The following is a 20817-nucleotide window of genomic DNA, read 5'->3' as shown; positions in this document are numbered from 1 at the left end:
CTCGCGCAACCTTTTTTCCCCCCATTATTTTTTTAGAAGCCGTTAATTCACTGGCTGGGACACCTTTATGAGCGAAAAATACGTTGTAACCTGGGACATGCTGCAAATCCACGCGCGCACTATGGCTAAACGCCTGCTGCCGGCAGAACAATGGAAAGGCATTATTGCAGTCAGCCGTGGTGGCCTGGTTCCGGCAGCGTTGCTGGCTCGCGAGCTGTGCATCCGTCATGTGGATACCGTATGTATCTCCAGCTACGACCATGATAATCAGCGCGAAATGCAGGTGCTGAAACGCGCAGAAGGCGACGGTGAAGGCTTCATCGTGATCGACGATCTGGTGGATACCGGCGGCACCGCGAAAGCCATCCGCGAAATGTACCCGAAAGCGCATTTCATCACGATCTTCGCGAAACCGGCTGGCGCACCGCTGGTTGATGACTATGTGATCGACATCCCGCAGAACACCTGGATCGAACAGCCGTGGGATATGGGCGTGGTATTCGTGCCACCTCTGGTAGGAAAATAATCCTCCACTGTTAATATTCCTCTAATTTAACGCCTGGCTTATTGCCGGGCGTTTTGCTTTTGTTGCCTTGAAATCCTTTCCGCTTGACCTCACCCCTCACTTGTCGCAACGTGGGCGGGTTATAATCCCGTCCAGAAATGATCGCCTGCGGGCGACCTGCTGCTTGCTAACGGAGGATCTTGCATCATGGCTCCAGCCAATCTTACGGAAAAACTGTTTAAACCTTCCTTCAAATACCCGGAAACATCAACGCTGGTTCATCGCGTTCATCACCATAATACGCACCCGCCGATGCATTCTGCGCTGGAAGGCGACACGGTTCATTGCTGGTACCGCACGATTAACCGTCTGATGTGGATGTGGCGCGGGGTTGATCCGCTGGAAGTGGAAGAAGTGCTGTCGCGCATTGCTGTCTCCCAGGCGGAGCACAGCGATCCGTTGCTGCTCGATACCGTGATTGGTTACCGCAATGGCAACTGGATCTACGAATGGTCAAATCAGGCGATGTACTGGCAGCAAAAAGCCGCCGAAGAGAAAGATGCGGATGTGGCGAGCGAATACTGGCTGAAAGCCGCCAACCTTTACAGCATCGCCGGTTATCCGCATCTGAAAGGCGATACGCTGGCGGAACAGGCGCAAGCGCTGGCCAATAAAGCCTTTGAAAAATCCTCGGAACATTCGCCTTACGAACTGAAAGAGCTGGAATTTAAGATCCCCGGCGGTGCCCCTATCACCGGTTTCCTGCACCTGCCAGCCGAAGGGAAAGCACCGTTCCCGACGGTGCTGGTGTGTGGCGGTCTCGACACCTTACAGAGTGACCATCAGCGCCTGTTCCGTTCATATCTCGCGCCGATGGGCATCGCGATGCTGACCATCGACATGCCGTCGATCGGTTTTTCATCGAAGTGGAAACTGACGCAGGACACCAGCTTCCTGCATCAGCAGGTGCTGATGCAGCTTTCGGATGTGCCCTGGGTCGATGCCAGCCGCGTCAGTTTGCTCGGTTACCGTTTTGGTGCGAACGTCGCGGTGCGTCTGGCGTATCTCGAACCGCGCCGCGTGCGGGCAGTGGCCACGCTGGGTGCGCTGGTGCATACGCTGCTGAGCGACCCGAAATGTCAGGAGCAGGTGCCGGACATGTATATAGATGTGCTGGCGAGCCGCATCGGCATGTCGAGCGCGTCCGACTCGGCGCTGAAAACCGAACTTAATCGTTATTCTCTGAAAACGCAGGGATTGCTCGGACGCAGAACGCCGACGCCCATCCTGGCCGCATACTGGGAGAACGATATATTCAGTCCGAAGAGCGAAGCTAAGCTGATTGCGGATTCTTCCGCTGACGGCAAGCTTTTGACCATCCGCAGCGAGCCGCTTTATGCGCATTTTGACAGCGCTTTACATGAGATTTGTGGGTGGTTGCAAAAGCATATGCGTTAACTTAATAGTTGCTAATTCCTAACGTTTTGCTAAAAAGGATCGTCTTTCAATGGAGGTTGTACTATGACGTTACCAAGCGGTCATCCTAAAAGCAGGCTAATGAAACGTTTCGGTACACTGGGACCGTACATCAGAGAAGGGAAATGCGAGAACGACCGCTTTTTCTTTGACTGTTTAGCTGTCTGTGTGAACGTGAAGCCTGCGCCGGAAAAGCGTGAATTCTGGGGCTGGTGGATTGAATTGCAGGCTGAAGCCGAACGTTTTACCTATGTTTATCATTTCGGATTGTTTGATAAAGACGGCATCTGGAAAGTGCAAAACATTAAAGATGCTGAAGTGCGAGAGAAGCTTGAGACGACATTGAAAGGGTTCCACAAAAACCTGAATGCCATGATCGAAGAGATGTCCCTCAAACTGGAACCTGCTGATGATTTCAGCGAAGAACCTGTGAAGCTCTCCGCCTGACTTTCTGTACTACCCATTCCCATCATGAATGCTGCTATTATAGCGTTATGCCGTTTGGCATAACGCTTCTCTGCTGTTACAAAGACAAAGAAGCCCTTCTTTTTCACACTAATGGAACGATTATGAGTGGTAGTCAGACACTGGTTGTAAAACTGGGCACCAGCGTGCTCACTGGCGGCTCGCGCCGCCTCAACCGTGCTCACATTGTTGAGCTTGTCCGCCAGTGCGCGCAGCAACATGCGGCAGGGCACCGGATTGTGATTGTCACGTCGGGCGCGATTGCTGCCGGGCGTGAACATCTTGGCTACCCCGAACTCCCCGCCACCATTGCTTCCAAACAACTGCTGGCTGCCGTCGGGCAAAGTCGTTTGATCCAGCTGTGGGAGCAATTGTTCTCGATTTATGGCATCCACATTGGTCAGATGCTGCTGACGCGTGCCGACATGGAAGACCGCGAGCGGTTCCTGAATGCCCGCGACACCATGCACGCGCTGCTCGATAACCATATCGTGCCGGTCATTAATGAAAACGATGCGGTCGCCACCGCTGAAATTAAAGTCGGCGATAACGACAATCTTTCCGCACTGGCCGCTATTCTGGCGGGTGCCGATAAATTGCTGTTGCTGACCGATCAGCGTGGTCTGTTTACCGCAGATCCGCGGACCAATCCTGAAGCTGAATTGATCCGCGAAGTCATGACCATTGATGATGAACTGCGCGGTGTGGCGGGCGACAGCGTCTCCGGTCTCGGTACCGGCGGCATGGCCACCAAACTGCAGGCGGCAGATGTCGCGTGCCGGGCGGGCGTCGATACCATTATTGCTGCGGGCAACCTGCCGGGCGTGATTGGCGATGTGATTAACGGCGTTTCCGTCGGCACACGTTTTCACGCGATGGAGACGCCGCTGGAAAACCGTAAGCGCTGGATCTTTGGTGCACCGCCAGCCGGTGAAATCACCATCGACGACGGCGCGGTTTCCGCCATGATGGAGCGCGGCAGTTCGCTGCTGCCAAAAGGGATCCGCGAAGTGAAAGGCGATTTCTCGCGTGGCGAAGTGATCCGCATCCGCAACCTGAACGGACGCGACCTCGCGCACGGTGTCAGCCGCTATAACAGCGATGCGATGCGCATGATTGCCGGTCATCACTCTCAGCAGATCAGTGAAATTCTCGGTTACGAATACGGCCCGGTTGCCGTTCACCGTGACGACATGATTGTCAGTTAAGGAGCCACAGATGCTTAACGAGATGGGCAAGGCCGCGAAAGCCGCGTCCTGGCAGCTTTCCACCCTCAGCACCGCGCAGAAAAATCGTGCGCTGATGCTGATGGCCGACATGCTTGAGGCCAACAGCCAGAGCATTATTCTTGCTAACGAACTCGACATGGCTGCTGCCCGCGAAAGCGGCATGAGCGAGGCATTACTGGACCGCCTGCTGCTGACCCCCGCGCGTCTTTCGGCGATTGCCAGCGACGTGCGTGATGTCTGCCGTCTGAGCGATCCGGTCGGGCAGGTGATTGATGGTTCACAGCAGGACAGCGGTTTGCGTCTCGAACGCCGCCGTGTACCGCTCGGCGTGATCGGCGTGATTTATGAAGCGCGCCCGAACGTCACTATCGATGTCGCCAGCCTGTGCCTGAAAACCGGCAATGCCGTTATCCTGCGCGGCGGTAAAGAAACGCACCACACCAATCAGGCGACGGTTAACGTCATTCAGATGGCGCTGGAGGAATGCGGACTGCCTAAAGCCGCCGTTCAGGCCATCGACAGCCCCGATCGTGCACTGGTGGCGGAACTGCTGCGTCTGGATAAATACGTCGATATGCTGATCCCACGCGGTGGCGCGGCGCTGCATAAACTTTGCCGCGAACAATCCACCATCCCGGTGATCACCGGCGGTATCGGCGTTTGCCATACGTTTGTGGATGAAAGCGTCGATTTCGACAAAGCGCTGACCGTGCTGGAAAGCGCGAAAGTACAGCGCCCGAGCGCCTGTAACAGCCTGGAAACCGTGCTGGTGCATCAGGCGATTGCCGCCCGCTTCCTGCCGGAACTGAGCGACAAAATGCACCGCGCAGGCGTTACGTTACACGCCAGCGAATCTGCGATGCCGTATCTGCAAAACGGCCCGGCGAAAGTGCTGGCGGTGACCGAAGAAGATTATTCGGATGAATGGCTGTCGCTGGATCTGAACGTGACGGTAGTGGCCGATCTGGACGCCGCCGTGGCGCATATCCGCACCTACGGCACCGAGCATTCCGATGCGATCCTTACCCGTTCCATCAGCAGCGCGGACAGGTTCGTGCGTGAAGTAGATTCCTCTGCGGTTTACGTCAACGCCAGCACCCGTTTTACCGACGGCGGACAATTCGGTTTAGGCGCAGAAGTGGCAGTCAGCACACAAAAACTGCACGCCCGCGGCCCGATGGGATTAGAAGCCCTGACGACCTACAAATGGATTGGTTACGGCGACGATTTAGTCCGTCCGTAACTGACTGGCACCGGTGGATTCAGCATGATGAAACCGGTGCGATCGCTTATCCCTGCTGAACACCATCATTCCTGAAACAACGCCCTGACCCATTCGATAAAATACCGCACCTTTGACGGCAAATGCCTGTTCTTCGGCCAGGCAATATGCACCGGCACCTGTTCATCCGCCCATTCAGGAAACAGCGGCACCAGCGCGCCGTTATCCAGCGCTTCCTGTGCCAGAAAGCGATACGTCGTCAGCACGCCAAGCCCCGCAATGGCACCGGTCAGCGCTGCGGTGGAATCATTAACTGAGAACTGCCAGCGCCCGCGAACGGTGACACACTGCTGATCCTTAAACACCTGATGTTCAAATACCCGTCCGGTTTGTGGCGAGGCGATCTGCACCAGCGTATGGTCGAGGATAAGATCCTGCGGATGTTCAGGCACGCCGTGTTTTTGCAGATACGCCGGTGCGGCACAGGTGATCATCGGTAAAACCCCAAGCGACCGGGCGATCAGCGCATCGTTATGCAGCTCACCGATACGGATCACACAATCGATGTTTTGCGCAATCAGATCGGCGGTGCGGTTACCGACGCTCACCTCAACCTGAACGTCGGGATAATGCATCAGGAAGCCGGGCAGGGCGGGGATCACCCGCCGATAAGCAATCGCATTCGGCATCTCGACGCGGATTTTGCCGCGCGGAGCCTGCGTTGCCGCCTGCACATTGCTGTCGAGAATCTCCATCTGATCAAGCAGCCGTATTGCTCCGTGATAATAGGCTTCGCCCTGTTCCGTCATGCTTAAACGGCGCGACGTCCTGTGCAGCAGCTTCACGCCCAGTTCGCTTTCCAGCGCCTGCACCTGCCGCGTTACCGTGGATTTCGGTAAATCCATCAGTTCCGCCGCACGGCTGAATGACCCTGAATCCACCACCTGCACGAACGTGCGCATATTTTCCAGCTTATCCATTCCGGCCCTTTCATTTTTTTATCGTTGCAATATCAGCAATCCTGCTTTCGGCATTGCCATCTTGTTCGCCCGTGCTGAAACAGGGAGGATGACCCCACACCACAAGGTTGTCACCAGATAAGGTCATAAAATGAGTGTGCCAGAAACTTACCCGATCGGCAGCGCCAGAATCACTAAGATCCCCGAGATGACATTGCAAGATCCCGGATCGTCGCTTTTTCCGCAATGGAATGCTGATGCTATTCAGGATGCCGCGAAAACATTACCGGCAGATTTTTTTGGCGCAGATGCCTCAGAACTGATGCTCAGCACCCACAGCTGGCTGGTGCAGACCGGCACGCAGACGGTGCTGATTGATACCGCATCCGGCAACGATAAATTGCGTCCACTGAACCTGTTGTTCAATCAGCTGAAGACGGGCTGGCTGGATAACCTGCGGGCGACGGGCGTCGAACCGGAAGATGTTGATGTGGTACTGCTGTCACATCTGCACGTTGATCATGTCGGCTGGAATACGCGGCTGGAGAATGGCCGCTGGGTGCCGACTTTCCCGAACGCGCGTTATCTGTTTTCTGAAGCCGAATACCAGTTTTACGCCGATCCGAACAACGTCCGGGATCCTAGCGACGGCATCTTTGCCGACAGCGTTGAGCCGGTCGTGGCGGCCGGTCTCGATCAGCGGATACATGCTGATGACGCCACGGCCATTCCGGGGTTCGCCATCATCCGCACGCCAGGCCACAGCCATGATCATTTCTCTTTCGCCTTTACCTCTGAAGGTGAAACGGCCTTTTTCTGGGGCGATGTGATGCACCATCCGCTTCAGCTCGCGCGCCCTGACTGGGATTCGGTGTTCTGCGAAGAACCGGCACAGGCGACAGCCTCACGCCATAAGGCAATTGAGTTTGCCCTGAGCCATCAGGCCACCGTTTTCACCACCCATTTCGCCGGTTCCTCTGCGGGCAAAATCCGTCAGGATGCCCGTGGCCTGAGCTGGCAGCCACTCTGAGAAGGAAAACCCGATGAGCAATTCCGATATTTTCAGCGAAAGCTTTTTGATCCCGTCTGATACCGACGGCATCCGGTTGCATCTTTTGCACAAGCACCGCAAAGGGGAGCAAAAATTCAGCGAAGCCAGCACCATCGTCATGATGCACGGCGCGACTTATTCCTCCGGCAGCCTGTTTGACACGCCGCTGGAAGGCGCCTCTTTTGCCGATGCACTCGCCCGCGCCGGTTTTGATGTGTACGCCGTCGATGTACGCGGTTATGGCGGCTCGACCCGTCCGGTGGAAATGCTTCAGGCCGCCACCCTCAACGCACCTGCGGTGAGAACAGATGTCGCCGTGCGCGATTTCAGCAGCGCCGTCAATTTTGTGCTCAGAACGAACGGGCTTTCACAGGTTAACGTGATCGGGATGTCGTGGGGCGGCAGCGTCACCGGTACGTACACCACGCAGAACGGCCATAAAGTCAGGCGTTTAGGGCTGATTGCCCCGCAATGGGTAAGCGATAAACCGCTGCCGCTCGACCCCGGTGGCGAACTGAACGCGTGGCGCATCGTCAATGCCGGTGCGGCGCGTGAACGCTGGATTAGCGGAGCGCCACAGTGCAAGCGGGGAGGGCTGATCCCGGAAGGGGGATTTGAGGCATGGCTGGAAAAAACCGTCAGCGACGAGCCGGATGACGCACTTCGGGCACAGCAATCAATCCGCGCCAGCAACGGTCCGATTCAGGATATCCGCGATTACTGGGCGGCGGGAAAACCGTTTTACGATCCGGCCGATATCGGCGTGCCGCTGATGTTAATCCACGGCGAATGGGATATTGATGTGCCCGTCGAACTGGCACAGGCATGGTTCCTGTGCGCCACCGGCTCACCGGATAAACGCTGGCTGGAAATCGGTGAAGCCACGCACATGATGGTGCTGGAGAAAAACCGCTATCAGATTTACAACGCCCTGATCAGTTTCTTCCGCGAACCGCTGGCGAAAGCTTAAGCAGTCAGTTCATCAAAGTGCGTGTGCTGATGAGAAAAGCAGCATACGCACCGCCGGGGGCTTGACGGACGTCGGAGATTTGAATAGTTTATGCCCCGTAGTTCCCCGGTAACACTTCAAAATGCCGACTTAGCTCAGTAGGTAGAGCAACTGACTTGTAATCAGTAGGTCACCAGTTCGATTCCGGTAGTCGGCACCATTTATCTTCTCGCACTCCCTGATTTTCAATCTTTTAACTTCTCCCTTTAGTTCCGTTTCTGCGCCTGCTCCCCGTTCGCCCAAACGTTTTTGCTGCATCAGAACCGGCGTTATATCCATATTGTGCGCAGGGTGATTAAGAACTCACCAAACATCCCGATCGGCGCTTGACGGACGTCAGCGGTTTGCATAATTTGTTACCCCTAGCCCCGGCACCTTTCAAAAAAGCCGATATAGCTCAGTTGGTAGAGCAGCGCATTCGTAATGCGAAGGTCGTAGGTTCGACTCCTATTATCGGCACCATTTGGCGTTTCAACTTATCCATTTAAAAGACTCAGGGAAGCACGCTTGTGTGCAGCGCTTTCTCAATACGTGTCAGGCATTCTTGCTGGGTTGGATGTGCCGGTGGCATATTTTTATGCCGAAGAAGATGCGCTGACTATTGCATTCCATGAAAGTAGAAAGCAGTCAGTTTAGTGTTTTCAATCTTAGGGAGCCCAAAATGAGCCAGAAACTTTTAACCTTCGCCAGATCATTTATTAATGGCGAAATCTCAGCCGAAGATTTTGCTGACCCTTATCAGATGCTATGGAAAGCTGAGGGTGAAAATGGCGATTCGCTGAAAGATAACTATCAGGACAGTGAAAAATGCTCGACCATTTTCTGTCTCGCAGATCAATTCAATCCTGACAATGATCGTGATAAGTATGAGTTTGATGCTGATGAACTTAAAGCGCGGGTTCGGGCTGTTTTGGATAACGAATGACTCTCAGGAGCCACCTGAATACAAATAAAGGAAAAACATGCAGCTCAAAGATAAGTTTGAAGAGTACTCGGAAGCCGAATTTGTTGCGCTGGTGAAAGATATTTTCGACGTGCATGGCAGCGAGTCATATCAGGACAGTTTACTGGAAAATTTCAGTCGGGTTACCGGGCATCCTTCAGGGACTGATTTAATTTTTTATCCTGAAGGAGATAACCCAGTCACGCCAGAGAGTGTAGTTACCGAAATTAAACAGTGGCGGACTTCTGTCGGGAAAACGTTGTTTAGAAGCTGACGGGTATCTGCGTCATCCGCATCCAGCGTCGCATCAATATGCCTCATAATATATTTTCAAATCCTGAATCGCGATTTCTCAGAGATTGCAGCTTAGCGATTTCCTGCCATTTATCGGTAAGTCTCCGCGCCATCGCTACTGAATTTCCTTTTGCGATACTGCCATCGTCACATTGTGCGTAAGCGATGTGGTTTTTATGTAGGGCATCCCATGAATCGAGATTGTCCACTGCAATATCTGCTGCTTCTGCATCACGTTCGGTACAGTTTTTTTGCATCAGGAGTACCAGAAAAGAGGGCAAATGATAAAAAATGACGACAATTTTCATTCTATATCCATTAATTATTATGTGTTATTTTCTGCGATGGCTGAATTTTGACTTTGAATTTATCTTGTTTGAAATAATTTATGTGACTGTTTGTGCTATAAATATTTTATATGAATCATTTTTAAATAATAATTAATATGAGTATTCGTATTATCTGTTTGTATAAATAACTCGAATAACTCGAATAACTCGAATAACTCGAATAACTTAAATGACTTATATCTTATGATTTAGCTCAAGGTTTATGGTTTTATATTTATTGTTCGTTGTGGGTGTTTATTTTAGCTGATTATCATACCGGCGAAACTCACCTCAATGGACGGAAAATAAATATGGAAATGCAATTCACTAATGAACTGAATCAGGAATTACTGGATGTCATCAATACCCCACCTTTCACGGCTGAACAACTGGCTGAAATGGATGAAAGCGCGAGGGCAGTTGTTGAGGAACAGGCAGCGTTTGCCCGTCAGCATCCTGTTATTGCGATTTACCGGCTGGCAGTTCCAGGCAGCCTGACTGCCCGCGGTGGCAAAGTCACCAAAGCCAGCAGTACGGGTAAAGTCACCCTTGAGAATGGCACTGAAGCGGCGTTTGCCCTTGAGCAGGATGAAGTCACTTATGCCGATGGCAGCACGGCAAAGATTACCACCAGCGCAGGCCAGCAGTTTTGTGAGGGGAATCGTGGATTTGCCTTAGTCGGCAGCATGCTGGATAACGGCGATAAAATTATCAGTACGCCGCAGGGCAGTTGCTACCTGGTTGCCCGAAAAGATGTCCCGATGGCAGTAGATTTTCTTGCCGTTACCGGCGCGTAACGGATGGGGTATCGCTCAAATTGTTATGGTCGCGGGCAGGCGCTGCACGGCGACAAAACCACGACAGGCGCGGTGTGCCTGACCTCTCTGCCCAATGCGACGGAACACGGGCTTGGCGTGATCCGCATCGGTGATGCTACGACCGACTGCCCGAAATGCGGTCGTCGCGGAAAAATCACCAGCGGAGAACCGCATTCCACCTATGACGGCCTCGCTTCTGCCGTGGACGGTTCGGATGTTTTATGTGGTTGCCCGCCGGGGACGAACCGGGTTATCGCGCCAGCCGGACAGTGGATGGGGAGAGGTAAATCACCTGCCGAACTGGCGCGTGAAAAGTGGGAAGCAGAGCGTGCCGCGGTATTGCTGGTTCAGGCTGAGAAAGAAGCGGCAGAACAGGCCAGACGTTCGATGCCGGTGTTTGCAAAATCGGCTGAATGTGGCGCAGGGAATACCGAAGCACGAACCTGCGAGGAGCAGCATCATAACTTCGGGCGATTGTCTTACGGGGTGCCGACGCCGGTCGCAGGCATAAAGCCCGAAGTTGAGCAGCACGCGCAGGCGACGAAGCGCAAGAAGCCAGCCGGTGATAAAAAGCCCTGGTACAAAAAGATATTTGGCGCGAAGGCTGATGCACCCGCTCAGTCTGGTATGCCGCTGGCAATACCCGTAGCAACGGGCGGTGGCGCTAAGCTCATTGCGTCGGGCATGAGTGCTCTGCGCGGGGTGACGTCGATCCGCCTCGGCAGCCTGTTCGTGAATCCGGTCACCGTCGGTGTTATCGGGACGTTTTACTCGAACAAGCTGAACGCCGGTGAAGAGGATATTTTAAGCGACAGCCAGCTTGCGGCGCTGGCCGGAAAGTCCGCCCCGACGCGGATCCGTTTTAAGTGGGTGAAGGATAAATATGGTCGGTTAATTCCCGTGGCTTATCACACCGGCGCTGACAGCGGTCTGGATCAGGTTCGTGTACGCGCCATGCGGCGGAACATATTCACGGGTAACTATGAGTTCTGGGCGGATGGCGCGGAAAAGCCCGCCATCATCTGGACGCCCGACGAGCTTGAGTTTAAAGCGCCAGGCAATACCGGTAATCGTGATGAGCCGTATTTACCTTCGACCATCACCGTATTACCGTTACCCGGCGCGGAAGAAATGGGCAGCACCTCAACCTCGCTACCGATCCCGGATGAACAATCATTTGATGATTACATCCTGGTCAATCTGCCGCACGGCATGCCGCCGATTTATATTTATCTGAGTAATGACCACAAATACCATGTGGCACCAAAAGGAAATCCTCCATTGCCAGCATTTCCTGATGCTAAGAAAGCAGTAAGTAAGACCCTAATCAAGGGCGGAGGAAAGTTCCGGTATCGTTGGAAAGACTCAAAAAAGACGATCTACGAATGGGATTCTCAACATGGAACTGTCGAAGTTTATGATAAAAGCGGGCGTAATCATTTAGGTGAATTTGATCCCGTAACCGGCAAACAAACGAAACCTGCAGATCCAGCAAGAAAGGTAGAAAAATAATGATTATTTACACGATTGATTTGTTTGATAAGCAAACAGAAGACTTGATTTTAGAGGTAAACATCCCGAAAAAAAAACTGGACCCTATTTCAAAAATAATGGGTTGGGATGAAGAGGATAAAATGGATTTCATCAATGGTGTTGCGGTGTTTAACGTGAATAAGGTGCAAGCTGCATCCCTCGGTATACTATTTGAAACAATATTTGATACTGATAATTACGTTATTCAGATGTCTGCAGGTGAAGACAATGACTGATGACTATCCTTGCCCATGCTGTGGTGAAAAGGTATTCGAAGCTTTGGGTGAGCATGACATCTGTCCCACCTGTAATTGGGAAGATGACCCTTTTCAGTCTAAAAATCCTGACAGGCGTGGTGGAGCGAACAAAATGAGTTTGAATGAAGCTAAGGAGGCTTTTAAACAAGGTAAAATAATACAGTAGCCACAAAAAGCTAACGGTATAAAGCCCTACTCTTAGCACAGTATTACCGTTACCCGGCGCGGAAGAAATAGGCAGCACCTCAACCTCACTGCCGATCCCGGATGAACAATCATTCGATGATTACATCCTGGTTAATCTGCCGCACGGCATGCCGCCGATTTATATTTATCTGAGTAAACCGCTGGTGAGGTTTTTGGATGTTGAGTTATACAGTGACTTTAAGCGGCGTTCGAAAAAAGGAAAGTTTGAGGCGGATCATATGCCGTCTAAAAAATAATGAATATTCAGGCGGCAGATCATATCTCTGTCGCCTGTGATTTATCACTACTACGTTATATTCCGATAACCTGCACTTACCCTCGTAGCCCTTCCACGCTTTCCGGCGTCAGTTTCATCACTGTTTTAATGCTGGTTTCGATACTACGAATGATGTTTTCGCGTGGACCGTTGCGCCAGTCAGCGCTTGCATAAAAGGCATCAAGAGCCGTAGCCATGCTTTCAGGGCTGTCAAAGGCACGGATCAGATAGTAGCAATCCGGGTCATGCAGCGAGTTGCCGAACGAAACAACGTCGATCCCGTGGCATTGGTGCAGGGGAACACTGATTTCCTGCATGATGGCGTGAAACGTGGCCCCGGTGCCTTTGTGTAATGTGTATTGCAGTATTTCGACGGTTCTCAACGTGTTGTCTCCGTTTATTTGTCAGCGGCATAGAATTCATGGCGTTTTTGAGATCGCGACACATTATTACTGGATAAACTCAGTGAAGTGGCTCACATCTCGCCATTTCATTTCCATCGTCAGTTTTGTAGTTATTGTGGGATGCCACCTGGCCGTTAACGAGTCCTTTCCTGATAAACCTGCTGATAATTCAGACTTATTTCCGATGCCGATACAACATCAATTATCATTATTGTCAGTAACGGGGCTAAAATGATTGTGTTTATGAATACCCTTCATGAGTGAACTATGGGGGGAATGCTTCAATAAGGAAACCGCTAATGCTTAAAGAAAACTTCAACGAACTCCAAATCTTTCTGATGGTAGCAAGAGAGCGAAGTTTTACCAAAGCCGCGGGCAAACTCGGTGTTTCTCAGTCAGCACTCAGCCACGCGATGAAAGCGCTGGAAGAAAGGCTGAACATCCGTCTTCTGACGCGAACTACCCGAAGTGTTGCCCCCACAGAAGCGGGTGAGAGAATTATTGCCTGCCTTGAGCCCCGTATTGCTGATCTCGAGCAGGAGCTGGAATCGCTTGTTCAACTGAACGGCACCGCCTCCGGTAATATCCGTTTATCTGCCGGGGAGCATGCCGCGCGAAATCTGGTGTGGCCGAAGCTAAAACCCTTCCTCAGGGAATACCCGGAAATTAATCTCGAGCTGGTGGTAGATAACGGCTTTGTCAATATTGTTGAGGGGCGTTTTGACGCCGGGATCCGTCTGGGCGAAAGCGTGGATAAGGACATGATCGCGGTGAAAATTGGGCCGGATATGCGAATGGCAGTCGTTGGCGCACCGTCATATTTTGCTGCTAACCCCGCGCCTGAAACGCCTCACGAGCTACAAAATCATCGGTGCATCAATATGCGTCTGCCCACTGCCGGTGGACTTTACCACTGGGAGTTTGAGAGGGAAGGGAAACCGTTACGGGTCAGGGTTGAGGGGCAGGTAACGTTTAATCTGCAGGCGGAAAGGATTGATGCGGCTTTATCTGGCTTTGGCATCGCCTGTATACCTGAGGATAGGGTGCTGGATTATATAAAGTCAGGAGAGCTGATCCAGATTCTGCAGGACTGGTGTCCGTCTTTCCCCGGATATTATCTTTACTACCCCAGCCGTAAGCAGCATCCGCCCGCTTTTGCGCTGATGATCGATGCACTTCGCTACTCGGAATAACGGGTCCGCAATTCGCTGCGGACCCGCCCGGGTATTAACGGCCTGTGCGAGCCTGATGCTCAGGAGAGTAACGTTCGCCGACGATTTTAATCGTTTCAAGCGCCTGGGTTATCTGCTGCTTGTTGTCGTCGCCAAAAGTAAAACCAAATTTGGTGGCGATAACGACGCGATCGCGAAAAGGTTTTAAGGCTTCGCCGACAACCTCTTCATTCAGAAATGGGCCATACACTTCGGCGGTATCGAAGAACGTGACGCCACGTTCAACCGCAGCACGAATGAGTTCGATAGCCTGACGGGTATCTGTCGCCGGGCCGTAGCCGTGACTGAGCCCCATGCAACCGAGTCCAAGAGCGGAGACTTCGAGTCCGGATTTACCCAGATAACGTTTTTGCATTGAATGAATACCTCTTTTATCGCGGTTTAAACGTCAAGTTTGCGACCAGTCAGCCATTCCACCCTCGCCGGGTCGCGGTGAGAGAAGAAGGCGCTGGTTGCGGTATCAAGGGCGGCAATCTGCAACATATCCTCAGGACTAAGTTCAAAATCGAGGATGTTGATATTCTCTTCCATACGTTCTTTTCGCACCGATTTGGCCAGAGAAACGATGCCACGCTGGAAGATCCACCGCAGGACAACCTGGCCCACGCTTTTGCCGTACTTCTGACCAATTGCAGTTAACACGGGATGCTGGAACAGGCCATTTTTACCCTCAGCAAACGGTGCCCAGGCTTCTGGCTGAATGCCACGGCTTTGATTCCATGGAACGGCATGCAGCTGCTGGTTGAAGGGGTTAACTTCAATCTGGTTTACCGCAGGGGCAACCTTGTTGAAGGCGATAAGGTCGGCCAGTCGGTCTGGATGGAAGTTGCTGACGCCAATGGCGCGAATTTTGCCTGCCTCATGCAATTCTTCCATGGCTCGCCATGCCCCATGGACATCACCGTAAGGCTGGTGAATCAGGTACAGGTCAACGTAATCAAGTTGCAGCCGATTCAGAGAGCGTTCGAACTGTGCTTTAGCACCTTCGTAATGGTTATCCTGCAGCCACAGTTTGGTCGTTACAAAGAGGTCGCGACGTGCGATACCGGTCTGTTTCAGAGCGTTCCCGACCTGGGTTTCATTCTGGTAAGAAGCAGCGGTATCGATCAGGCGGTATCCCGTATCAATGGCATCAATAACGGCTCTTTCGCATTCAGCGGCATCAGTCATCTGAAACACACCAAAGCCCAGCAGGGGCATTTCAATACCGTTGTTCAGATTTACAGTTTGCATGACGTAATCCTTCAGCTGTTGTGTAGAAAAAGGATAACGCAAAGTGATTTATTCAATTATAGGGGGTAATTAGCTAGGGTTTATTAGATTTATTCATTAATTTGAGGGGATCTGATGCTCGGCTTTGTGCCAGCAGCGGACATAATCACCCGCCATATTGCGGGTGTGTTTTTTCGACGGTTCACTCTCAGCCGTCCGTAGCTGAGCTACTTTTTGCTAACAAGATAGGTAGCAATGGCCGTTAATCCATCTATAAGGGGCATAGACCCGGCGCCTGCCATGAAGTCATCGTGATCTATCTGGTTATTTCGGCGAATGTCAGCAAAGCGTGCAAGCGCATTTTTTTCATTTGTGGCACTGATCTCTTCAAACTGTTTTTCGTAGCCATGTTCAATCAGCTGAGAAGCTTTGCCCACGTCCGAGCTTTCCAGTACAACAATTTGCTTACCCTTTTGAAAAAAAAAGTAATTCAGCATTTCGTGCTCCACATAGAAAAGGTGATATTTAAAAGAATATATCCAGTCTGAGAGGATCCTGAAAACAATTTCAAGTTTATTTTTTAATCCGGTAAGAACTTCCTTTTTTTACTGGCGATCCTTTGGCCTCGTGAGCGTTATTCACTCATAACCGCCCCTGCTCGTAGCCTCGGCAGCTTTTTTGCCGGGAGCGGATATTGCTGACACATGGGTGGACTAATTAACGGAGGCGATTAACTTAACGGATTAATTTCCCAATAATTAATCCTTTTACCTGTCTCTTTAGGGATCGAACGGCCCTGTATTCGGGGTCATCTGGCGGAAATAACGATCCTCGCCTATGGCAAATAACCCCATACCGATGAACAGCGGCAGACGTCGCCCGAAGCGATCGCACAATTAGTTAATGATCGTTAAATAAATTGCTTGCACAACCTCCCGGCGACGCTTAGTATTTACTTATCGAACGTTAATTAATAAGTAACGTTGACCTTAAACCGGGGCACCTGCAAAAGGTTTCCCAATCAAAATTCGAAGAACAGGAATTAACCTCATGAAAACTATCGCAATGACTATCGCCGCTCTGACACTGGCAACAGCTTCTTTCTCAACCCTGGCAGCGACTGAAGTGCAGTCAGCGCCGGCAGGTCAGCAATCCATTGGTGTAGTCGGTGCATCAACCACCGGTTCACTGTCAGGCCTGCAATCAGAATTGAATGCAAAAGCCACCCAGGCGGGTGCAAGTTCATACCGTATTATCGGTGCATCCGGTAATAACCAGCTTTACGGTACAGCAGAAATGTACAAATAAGCTGAGCAGTAACAAGCAGTAAGCAGAAGAGGCGGCGGTTGCCGCCTTTTTCGTGTCTGCGATTAGCGGTATTTATGGAAGTGATTATTGCGGATCTTTCGGTTGATATAACCATGCAATCCGCTGCCAGCTTTCGCCATGGCGATCATATGGTCAACGTCTGTCACCCCTGGCCGGATGGAATTATAGATGTAATGCCAGCCATCTTTGAACTTCACGGTAATTGAATCTTCCGTAGTCGTGAAAGCGACGATACCCGAATTGCCCCCCCGGTTTTGGTACTTTTCCATATTCCCCTTCCTGATTGATGAAGCCATTCACGACCTGAATAATAGTAGCCATAAATTTTTGCCGGTTGTGTGAGTAGAAAAGCTTTTTTTAAGCTGTTCTGGCAAAACGTCCCGGCGGAGCTGATGCCGTGGCCCTTTCCTGAAAGTTTAACGCCTGATAAACGAAGTAAAAAGAAGAAGCTTTTTAAGAATATGGGAGTAGGTCACGGAAAGCGACGGGGAATAGAATTCCCCGTCGTTTTTACTCTCATCACGAAGGTGCAGAATGAAAAAGTTCTTCCTCATTATCATGGTCTCAGCGCTGGCAGGTTGCGCGGGTTATCACCATAAACCAGAAAGACACCAGAGCGGGATGGCAAATCCGGCTGCGGTATATTGCCATGAAAGAGGCGGGAGATCGGTGAGTGTGCAAACACCACACGGCGTTCGTGCAGACTGCGTATTCCCTGATGGACGCGGTATCGACGAATGGGAGTTATACCGTCGGGATCATAACTAAATCCGCTTCACGCAGGCTGAAAATCAGGCTTTCCCCGTCAGAGGAAAGCCTTTTTTAATCACACTTTATCCATGAGCCGTTGTGCGGGTTTCCCTTTTCGTCATCTGCCCGCCGTACACATCAATCGCGTTTCTCAGGCGGGTAGCCTGATAATTGAGCCTCTCTGAGGATTCCGACGACTGGGCAACCATCCCGGCGTTGTTTTGTGTCATGGTTTCAATCTGCGCCAGCGAGGTGTTGATCAGCGTCAGCGCCGACGTTTGTTCATGAGTGGCATGGCTGATCTCTTTAATCAGTCCGGACATCTGCACGACTTCAGCAATAATTTCACTGATCTGCTTCCCGGCATTTTCAACCATATGCCCGCCGGTTTCGACGCTGTGCATATTCGTTTCGATCAGGGTTTTGATCTCTTTAGCGGCGGTGGCGGAACGCTGTGCCAGCACGCGAACCTCGGCGGCAACCACGGCAAATCCGCGGCCTTCAGTACCGGCTCTTGCCGCTTCCACGGCCGCATTCAGCGCCAGAATATTGGTCTGGAAGGCAATGCTGTCGATAACCGAAATGATGTCCACAACTTTGCTGCTGGCGTGGGAAATCGACTGCATCATACCGATGGTTTCCTGCATGATTTCTCCGCCTTTCTGCGCCACGGCCGTCGCGCTGTCAGCCAGTTTGCTGGCCTGCACTACCGTGTCTGAACTTTGCTCCACGGCGCCGGTAATTTCTTCAATCGCGGCGGCGGTCTGCTGAAGGTGAGTTGCCGTTTCTTCCGTACGGGCGCTCAGGGCAGTGCTGTTTTTTGCCATGAGCTCACTGATATGGGCGATCCCGCCAACCTGCGTGCCCACATCTTCGACCAGAGAATGCAGATTCAGGCCAAACTGGTTAACAGAACGCATCAGCAAACCAATTTCATCAACACGGTTAAAATGAACGTAAGCGGCTTTTTTACCGGAAACCACCTGTTGCGCCTGCGCCAGAATGGTTTTTATCGGATTGCGGATTTGCGATTGCAGGAAAAGATCGGCAGCCAGCAAAAGAATAACGGTAACGATCGCGCTTTCGGTCAGGTTTATTCCTGCCAGAGAAAATAAGAGCGGGAAAAAGGCAGAAATAAATAGCGGCAAACGTAATCGCCAGCTAACGGGAAGTTTTTGCAACAGGGATAAAAATGAAAATAACCCCGTGTGTATCACCAGGCCTTTATAAAATTTACGACGACCTGCGCTTTTCTCTTTTACCTGTTTGTATAATTCTTCAGCGGCTTTCACTTCCTGTTCAGCGGGGGTATTTCGTACGGAGATATAGCCGGTGAGTTTATCCAGGTGATAGACCGGCGTGACGTTCGCGCGTACCCAATAGTGATCGCCATTTTTACGCCGGTTCTTCACCAGCCCTGTCCAGCTGTCGCCTTGCTGCAAGGTAAACCACATGTCGGCAAAGGCTTCGACCGGCATATCAGGATGGCGTACCAGATTGTGTGGCCTGAAGGTCAGCTCATCCTCAGAGAATCCGCTGACGTTTATAAACGCTGAGTTGGCATAAATAATATGGCTGTTGACATCAGTTGTGGACATTAACGTGGTGCCGGGATCTAACTTATATTCCCGCTGTGATATAGGCATGTTTACGCGCATGTAAATCCTCTGGAAACACTCTGAGTAGCAATAATAACTATGCAGATGATTTAATATTCTTTCCAGAGAAATTTATTTCCTGGTTATTATTCCCGTGCGAAGATAAATAACAAAGGTTAATTTTATTGTTGAATTACTATCAATGTAATATTTATGTAGAAAGAAGGTTTTTTAATTGCGATATAGAATAGTCCGGCCTAAGTTAAATTTTGATGCGTAAGCGGGGAAAATCGGACTTAGTGTTTTCCAAAGGATGTAATGGCGGGAAAAACACCGATCCGGCGCGGGTTTTTCATTCAGGCAATAGTGAAGGGTTCAGCCAATATTGGGTAAATTCCGAAAGTGTGCTCACCGCCGAAATCTCACTCACGATAAAGGGCAAAGGAAGCCGATTTCCCGTTTATCGGTTCACTGCGGGATGTGATACTTTGGAGCAGTAACGTGCCGGTGAGAGCATTTCACCGTGTTGAATTCAGAACAGCACAGAGGGTTTATGGCGGTCATTTCCGGACAGATTATCGAGCAGGCGAAGCAGTGGCGTCGCGACTTTCACAGGCGACCTGAACTGGGTCTGAATGAGCATGGCACCGCAAAAATAATCAGTGAACTGCTACTGTCTTTTGGTCTTGAAGTGTATACGGGCATTGCCGAAACCGGCGTTATTGCCACACTGCGAAACGGCGAAGGCCCTTCAATCGGACTGCGTGCAGATATCGACGCATTACCCATTCAAGAACTGAATGAATTCGAGCACCAGTCACAAAACCCGGGCCTGATGCATGCCTGCGGGCACGATGGCCATACATCCATTTTGCTGGGCGCGGCAAAACATCTGAGTGAGAACCGTCATTTTCGCGGCACTGTCCATTTCATCTTTCAGCCTGCTGAAGAAAACTTAGGCGGTGGCGAAATGATGGTGAAAGAAGGGCTGTTTGACCGTTTTCCGATGCAGGCGGTTTACGCGCTGCATAACTGGCCGGGACTGCCGGTTGGCGAAGTAGCGGTCAGCGAGGGGCCGATGATGGCGTCGCAGGATAATTTCTATATCACCCTGACCGGCAAAGGTTGTCACGCGGCGATGCCGGAACGGGGTGCGGATCCCGTGGTGGCTGGCGCGCAGCTGATTTTGTCATTGCAAAGCCTGATTTCGCGCCGCCTGTCGCCGCTGGAACAAACGGTGATCAGCCTGACGCAACTTCATGCGGGCGAAGCCATTAACGTCATTCCTGAAACGCTGCATATGTCGGGCACGCTGCGTTGCCTGAGCAACAAAACCCGTCAGACCTGCTGGCGGCTGATTGAAGAATACGTCCATGCGGTGCCGTTACCGTACGGTGTGAAAGGGGAAGTGCGCTGGGAATTGGGTTATCCGGTCACGCAGAACCATGCAGCGCAGGCAGAGATTGTGCGCGACGCGGCGAAAAACACGCCGGGTATTCAGAAAGTGCATTTCAATAATGCGCCGTCGATGGCTGCAGAAGATTTTGCTTATCTGCTGCAAGCGTGTCCGGGAGCCTATTTCTGGCTGGGTGCCGATGGCGCCACACCTTCTGACTCACTGCATAGCCCGCGCTACGACTTTAATGACGACATTATTCCGCTCGGCATCGGTGTGCTGACCACGCTGGTGGAGCGCGAGCTGAAAGCCTGATCGCATTTTTCATGGCATTCCGGACCGG

At 51.6% G+C, this 20817-nt stretch carries 25 protein-coding genes, 2 tRNA genes and 1 pseudogene; 20 read left to right on the top strand and 8 right to left on the bottom strand.

Features of this window, described 5'->3' with window-relative positions; translation table 11 throughout:
- The first annotated feature begins 67 nt into the window (after nt 1-67).
- The 5 genes from gpt to proA all read left to right on the top strand — a co-directional run bounded on the left by gpt (nt 68) and on the right by proA (nt 4918).
- A complete protein-coding gene (gpt, locus tag ABIC79_RS06925; protein ID WP_013574288.1) occupies nt 68-526 on the top strand; it encodes a xanthine phosphoribosyltransferase in 459 nt (152 codons plus the stop codon).
- Between the two features lie 186 nt (nt 527-712).
- Nucleotides 713-1963: an esterase FrsA gene (gene frsA / locus ABIC79_RS06920; protein ID WP_013574289.1), complete on the top strand. Its 1251-nt coding sequence runs from the start codon at nt 713-715 to the stop codon at nt 1961-1963.
- 63 nt (nt 1964-2026) lie between these two features.
- Nucleotides 2027-2428, top strand: a complete 402-nt coding sequence (crl, locus tag ABIC79_RS06915) for a sigma factor-binding protein Crl (protein WP_013574290.1) — start codon at nt 2027-2029, stop codon at nt 2426-2428.
- Nucleotides 2429-2550: 122 nt separating this feature from the next.
- Nucleotides 2551-3654 carry a glutamate 5-kinase gene (gene proB, locus ABIC79_RS06910; protein WP_013574291.1) on the top strand — a complete coding sequence of 368 codons (1104 nt, stop codon included), beginning with the start codon at nt 2551-2553 and terminating at the stop codon, nt 3652-3654.
- Nucleotides 3655-3664: 10 nt separating this feature from the next.
- Nucleotides 3665-4918, top strand: a complete 1254-nt coding sequence (gene proA, locus ABIC79_RS06905) for a glutamate-5-semialdehyde dehydrogenase (RefSeq protein WP_013574292.1) — start codon at nt 3665-3667, stop codon at nt 4916-4918.
- A gap of 65 nt (nt 4919-4983) precedes the next feature.
- On the opposite strand, the gene ABIC79_RS06900 is transcribed toward proA, so the two are convergent.
- Entirely contained in the window at nt 4984-5877 is an 894-nt protein-coding gene (locus ABIC79_RS06900; RefSeq protein ID WP_354566649.1) for a LysR family transcriptional regulator, read from the bottom strand.
- A gap of 130 nt (nt 5878-6007) precedes the next feature.
- On the opposite strand from ABIC79_RS06900, the gene ABIC79_RS06895 reads away from it, so the two are divergent.
- The 6 genes from ABIC79_RS06895 to ABIC79_RS06870 all read left to right on the top strand — a co-directional run bounded on the left by ABIC79_RS06895 (nt 6008) and on the right by ABIC79_RS06870 (nt 9133).
- A complete protein-coding gene (locus ABIC79_RS06895) occupies nt 6008-6886 on the top strand; it encodes an MBL fold metallo-hydrolase (protein WP_013574294.1) in 879 nt (292 codons plus the stop codon).
- A gap of 13 nt (nt 6887-6899) precedes the next feature.
- Complete coding sequence (locus ABIC79_RS06890) at nt 6900-7877, top strand: alpha/beta hydrolase (RefSeq protein WP_166859932.1); 978 nt, start codon at nt 6900-6902, stop codon at nt 7875-7877.
- A gap of 123 nt (nt 7878-8000) precedes the next feature.
- Nucleotides 8001-8076, top strand: a tRNA-Thr gene (locus ABIC79_RS06885).
- Between the two features lie 226 nt (nt 8077-8302).
- Nucleotides 8303-8378, top strand: a tRNA-Thr gene (locus ABIC79_RS06880).
- Between the two features lie 199 nt (nt 8379-8577).
- Nucleotides 8578-8841 (top strand): colicin immunity domain-containing protein, encoded by a 264-nt coding sequence (locus tag ABIC79_RS06875; RefSeq protein ID WP_013574296.1) that lies wholly within the window; start codon nt 8578-8580, stop codon nt 8839-8841.
- A gap of 37 nt (nt 8842-8878) precedes the next feature.
- Nucleotides 8879-9133, top strand: coding sequence for a bacteriocin immunity protein (locus tag ABIC79_RS06870; protein WP_013574297.1), 255 nt, complete (start codon nt 8879-8881; stop codon nt 9131-9133).
- Between the two features lie 43 nt (nt 9134-9176).
- Here the strand turns inward: ABIC79_RS06870 and ABIC79_RS06865 are convergent, their stop codons facing one another.
- Nucleotides 9177-9461, bottom strand: coding sequence for a hypothetical protein (locus ABIC79_RS06865; RefSeq protein WP_240433028.1), 285 nt, complete (start codon nt 9459-9461; stop codon nt 9177-9179).
- Between the two features lie 332 nt (nt 9462-9793).
- On the opposite strand from ABIC79_RS06865, the gene ABIC79_RS06860 reads away from it, so the two are divergent.
- The 5 genes and pseudogenes from ABIC79_RS06860 to ABIC79_RS06840 all read left to right on the top strand — a co-directional run.
- A complete protein-coding gene (locus ABIC79_RS06860; RefSeq protein ID WP_013574299.1) occupies nt 9794-10279 on the top strand; it encodes a hypothetical protein in 486 nt (161 codons plus the stop codon).
- A 3-nt stretch (nt 10280-10282) separates the two neighbouring features.
- Nucleotides 10283-11812 (top strand): colicin E3/pyocin S6 family cytotoxin, encoded by a 1530-nt coding sequence (locus tag ABIC79_RS06855; protein WP_112151314.1) that lies wholly within the window; start codon nt 10283-10285, stop codon nt 11810-11812.
- Nucleotides 11812-12069, top strand: a complete 258-nt coding sequence (locus tag ABIC79_RS06850; protein WP_013574301.1) for a DUF7683 domain-containing protein — start codon at nt 11812-11814, stop codon at nt 12067-12069. The genes ABIC79_RS06855 and ABIC79_RS06850 overlap by 1 nt, the downstream gene beginning before the upstream one ends.
- The gene (locus ABIC79_RS06845) at nt 12062-12256 is read left to right on the top strand and encodes a CPCC family cysteine-rich protein (RefSeq protein WP_013574302.1); all 195 of its coding nucleotides are present in this window, start codon (nt 12062-12064) and stop codon (nt 12254-12256) included. The genes ABIC79_RS06850 and ABIC79_RS06845 overlap by 8 nt, the downstream gene beginning before the upstream one ends.
- A gap of 46 nt (nt 12257-12302) precedes the next feature.
- Nucleotides 12303-12533, top strand: a pseudogene (locus tag ABIC79_RS06840) (S-type pyocin domain-containing protein); the annotation flags it as partial.
- Nucleotides 12534-12609: 76 nt separating this feature from the next.
- Here the strand turns inward: ABIC79_RS06840 and ABIC79_RS06835 are convergent.
- Complete coding sequence (locus ABIC79_RS06835; protein ID WP_013574303.1) at nt 12610-12936, bottom strand: NIPSNAP family protein; 327 nt, start codon at nt 12934-12936, stop codon at nt 12610-12612.
- A 320-nt stretch (nt 12937-13256) separates the two neighbouring features.
- Here ABIC79_RS06835 and ABIC79_RS06830 point away from each other — a divergent pair, with 320 nt between their 5' ends.
- Nucleotides 13257-14150, top strand: a complete 894-nt coding sequence (locus tag ABIC79_RS06830) for a LysR family transcriptional regulator (RefSeq protein ID WP_223509691.1) — start codon at nt 13257-13259, stop codon at nt 14148-14150.
- Between the two features lie 34 nt (nt 14151-14184).
- Here the strand turns inward: ABIC79_RS06830 and ABIC79_RS06825 are convergent, their stop codons facing one another.
- The 3 genes from ABIC79_RS06825 to ABIC79_RS06815 form a co-directional block, all read right to left on the bottom strand.
- Nucleotides 14185-14544 carry an aldo/keto reductase gene (locus ABIC79_RS06825; RefSeq protein WP_255563051.1) on the bottom strand — a complete coding sequence of 120 codons (360 nt, stop codon included), beginning with the start codon at nt 14542-14544 and terminating at the stop codon, nt 14185-14187.
- Nucleotides 14545-14570: 26 nt separating this feature from the next.
- Nucleotides 14571-15422: an aldo/keto reductase gene (locus tag ABIC79_RS06820; protein ID WP_354566648.1), complete on the bottom strand. Its 852-nt coding sequence runs from the start codon at nt 15420-15422 to the stop codon at nt 14571-14573.
- A gap of 206 nt (nt 15423-15628) precedes the next feature.
- Nucleotides 15629-15898, bottom strand: a complete 270-nt coding sequence (locus ABIC79_RS06815; RefSeq protein WP_013574307.1) for a hypothetical protein — start codon at nt 15896-15898, stop codon at nt 15629-15631.
- A 553-nt stretch (nt 15899-16451) separates the two neighbouring features.
- Between ABIC79_RS06815 and bhsA the strand changes: the two genes are divergently transcribed.
- On the top strand, nt 16452-16709 hold the full coding sequence (gene bhsA / locus ABIC79_RS06810) for a multiple stress resistance protein BhsA (protein WP_112151311.1): 258 nt from the start codon (nt 16452-16454) through the stop codon (nt 16707-16709).
- A gap of 62 nt (nt 16710-16771) precedes the next feature.
- Here the strand turns inward: bhsA and ABIC79_RS06805 are convergent, their stop codons facing one another.
- A complete protein-coding gene (locus tag ABIC79_RS06805; RefSeq protein WP_013574309.1) occupies nt 16772-16999 on the bottom strand; it encodes a hypothetical protein in 228 nt (75 codons plus the stop codon).
- 265 nt (nt 17000-17264) lie between these two features.
- Here ABIC79_RS06805 and ABIC79_RS06800 point away from each other — a divergent pair, with 265 nt between their 5' ends.
- Nucleotides 17265-17498, top strand: coding sequence for a putative hemolysin (locus ABIC79_RS06800; RefSeq protein WP_013574310.1), 234 nt, complete (start codon nt 17265-17267; stop codon nt 17496-17498).
- Nucleotides 17499-17563: 65 nt separating this feature from the next.
- On the opposite strand, the gene ABIC79_RS06795 is transcribed toward ABIC79_RS06800, so the two are convergent.
- Nucleotides 17564-19138 (bottom strand): methyl-accepting chemotaxis protein, encoded by a 1575-nt coding sequence (locus tag ABIC79_RS06795; RefSeq protein WP_119261323.1) that lies wholly within the window; start codon nt 19136-19138, stop codon nt 17564-17566.
- A gap of 493 nt (nt 19139-19631) precedes the next feature.
- Here ABIC79_RS06795 and ABIC79_RS06790 point away from each other — a divergent pair, with 493 nt between their 5' ends.
- On the top strand, nt 19632-20789 hold the full coding sequence (locus tag ABIC79_RS06790) for a M20 aminoacylase family protein (protein WP_013574311.1): 1158 nt from the start codon (nt 19632-19634) through the stop codon (nt 20787-20789).
- Nucleotides 20790-20817: the final 28 nt, after the last annotated feature.

The organism is Rahnella sp. 2050 (assembly GCF_040544515.1).
Lineage (GTDB): Bacteria > Pseudomonadota > Gammaproteobacteria > Enterobacterales > Enterobacteriaceae > Rahnella > Rahnella aceris.
Note: the sequence above shows the minus strand (reverse complement) of the source record. Positions and strands in the feature narration are given on the sequence as shown.

What these genes read in the sequence shown, in the direction of transcription:
- ABIC79_RS06865 (WP_240433028.1), bottom strand. Translation starts at nt 9,461, where the DNA reads ATGAAAATTGTCGTCATTTTTTATCATTTGCCCTCTTTTCTGGTACTC.
- ABIC79_RS06870 (WP_013574297.1), top strand. Translation starts at nt 8,879, where the DNA reads ATGCAGCTCAAAGATAAGTTTGAAGAGTACTCGGAAGCCGAATTTGTT.
- ABIC79_RS06855 (WP_112151314.1), top strand. Translation starts at nt 10,283, where the DNA reads ATGGGGTATCGCTCAAATTGTTATGGTCGCGGGCAGGCGCTGCACGGC.
- ABIC79_RS06895 (WP_013574294.1), top strand. Translation starts at nt 6,008, where the DNA reads ATGAGTGTGCCAGAAACTTACCCGATCGGCAGCGCCAGAATCACTAAG.
- ABIC79_RS06805 (WP_013574309.1), bottom strand. Translation starts at nt 16,999, where the DNA reads ATGGAAAAGTACCAAAACCGGGGGGGCAATTCGGGTATCGTCGCTTTC.
- ABIC79_RS06875 (WP_013574296.1), top strand. Translation starts at nt 8,578, where the DNA reads ATGAGCCAGAAACTTTTAACCTTCGCCAGATCATTTATTAATGGCGAA.
- bhsA (WP_112151311.1), top strand. Translation starts at nt 16,452, where the DNA reads ATGAAAACTATCGCAATGACTATCGCCGCTCTGACACTGGCAACAGCT.
- ABIC79_RS06795 (WP_119261323.1), bottom strand. Translation starts at nt 19,138, where the DNA reads ATGCGCGTAAACATGCCTATATCACAGCGGGAATATAAGTTAGATCCC.
- ABIC79_RS06815 (WP_013574307.1), bottom strand. Translation starts at nt 15,898, where the DNA reads ATGCTGAATTACTTTTTTTTTCAAAAGGGTAAGCAAATTGTTGTACTG.
- ABIC79_RS06790 (WP_013574311.1), top strand. Translation starts at nt 19,632, where the DNA reads ATGGCGGTCATTTCCGGACAGATTATCGAGCAGGCGAAGCAGTGGCGT.
- ABIC79_RS06830 (WP_223509691.1), top strand. Translation starts at nt 13,257, where the DNA reads ATGCTTAAAGAAAACTTCAACGAACTCCAAATCTTTCTGATGGTAGCA.
- ABIC79_RS06900 (WP_354566649.1), bottom strand. Translation starts at nt 5,877, where the DNA reads ATGGATAAGCTGGAAAATATGCGCACGTTCGTGCAGGTGGTGGATTCA.
- ABIC79_RS06820 (WP_354566648.1), bottom strand. Translation starts at nt 15,422, where the DNA reads ATGCAAACTGTAAATCTGAACAACGGTATTGAAATGCCCCTGCTGGGC.
- ABIC79_RS06845 (WP_013574302.1), top strand. Translation starts at nt 12,062, where the DNA reads ATGACTGATGACTATCCTTGCCCATGCTGTGGTGAAAAGGTATTCGAA.
- gpt (WP_013574288.1), top strand. Translation starts at nt 68, where the DNA reads ATGAGCGAAAAATACGTTGTAACCTGGGACATGCTGCAAATCCACGCG.
- ABIC79_RS06825 (WP_255563051.1), bottom strand. Translation starts at nt 14,544, where the DNA reads ATGCAAAAACGTTATCTGGGTAAATCCGGACTCGAAGTCTCCGCTCTT.
- proB (WP_013574291.1), top strand. Translation starts at nt 2,551, where the DNA reads ATGAGTGGTAGTCAGACACTGGTTGTAAAACTGGGCACCAGCGTGCTC.
- ABIC79_RS06800 (WP_013574310.1), top strand. Translation starts at nt 17,265, where the DNA reads ATGAAAAAGTTCTTCCTCATTATCATGGTCTCAGCGCTGGCAGGTTGC.
- frsA (WP_013574289.1), top strand. Translation starts at nt 713, where the DNA reads ATGGCTCCAGCCAATCTTACGGAAAAACTGTTTAAACCTTCCTTCAAA.
- ABIC79_RS06860 (WP_013574299.1), top strand. Translation starts at nt 9,794, where the DNA reads ATGGAAATGCAATTCACTAATGAACTGAATCAGGAATTACTGGATGTC.
- ABIC79_RS06890 (WP_166859932.1), top strand. Translation starts at nt 6,900, where the DNA reads ATGAGCAATTCCGATATTTTCAGCGAAAGCTTTTTGATCCCGTCTGAT.
- ABIC79_RS06850 (WP_013574301.1), top strand. Translation starts at nt 11,812, where the DNA reads ATGATTATTTACACGATTGATTTGTTTGATAAGCAAACAGAAGACTTG.
- crl (WP_013574290.1), top strand. Translation starts at nt 2,027, where the DNA reads ATGACGTTACCAAGCGGTCATCCTAAAAGCAGGCTAATGAAACGTTTC.
- proA (WP_013574292.1), top strand. Translation starts at nt 3,665, where the DNA reads ATGCTTAACGAGATGGGCAAGGCCGCGAAAGCCGCGTCCTGGCAGCTT.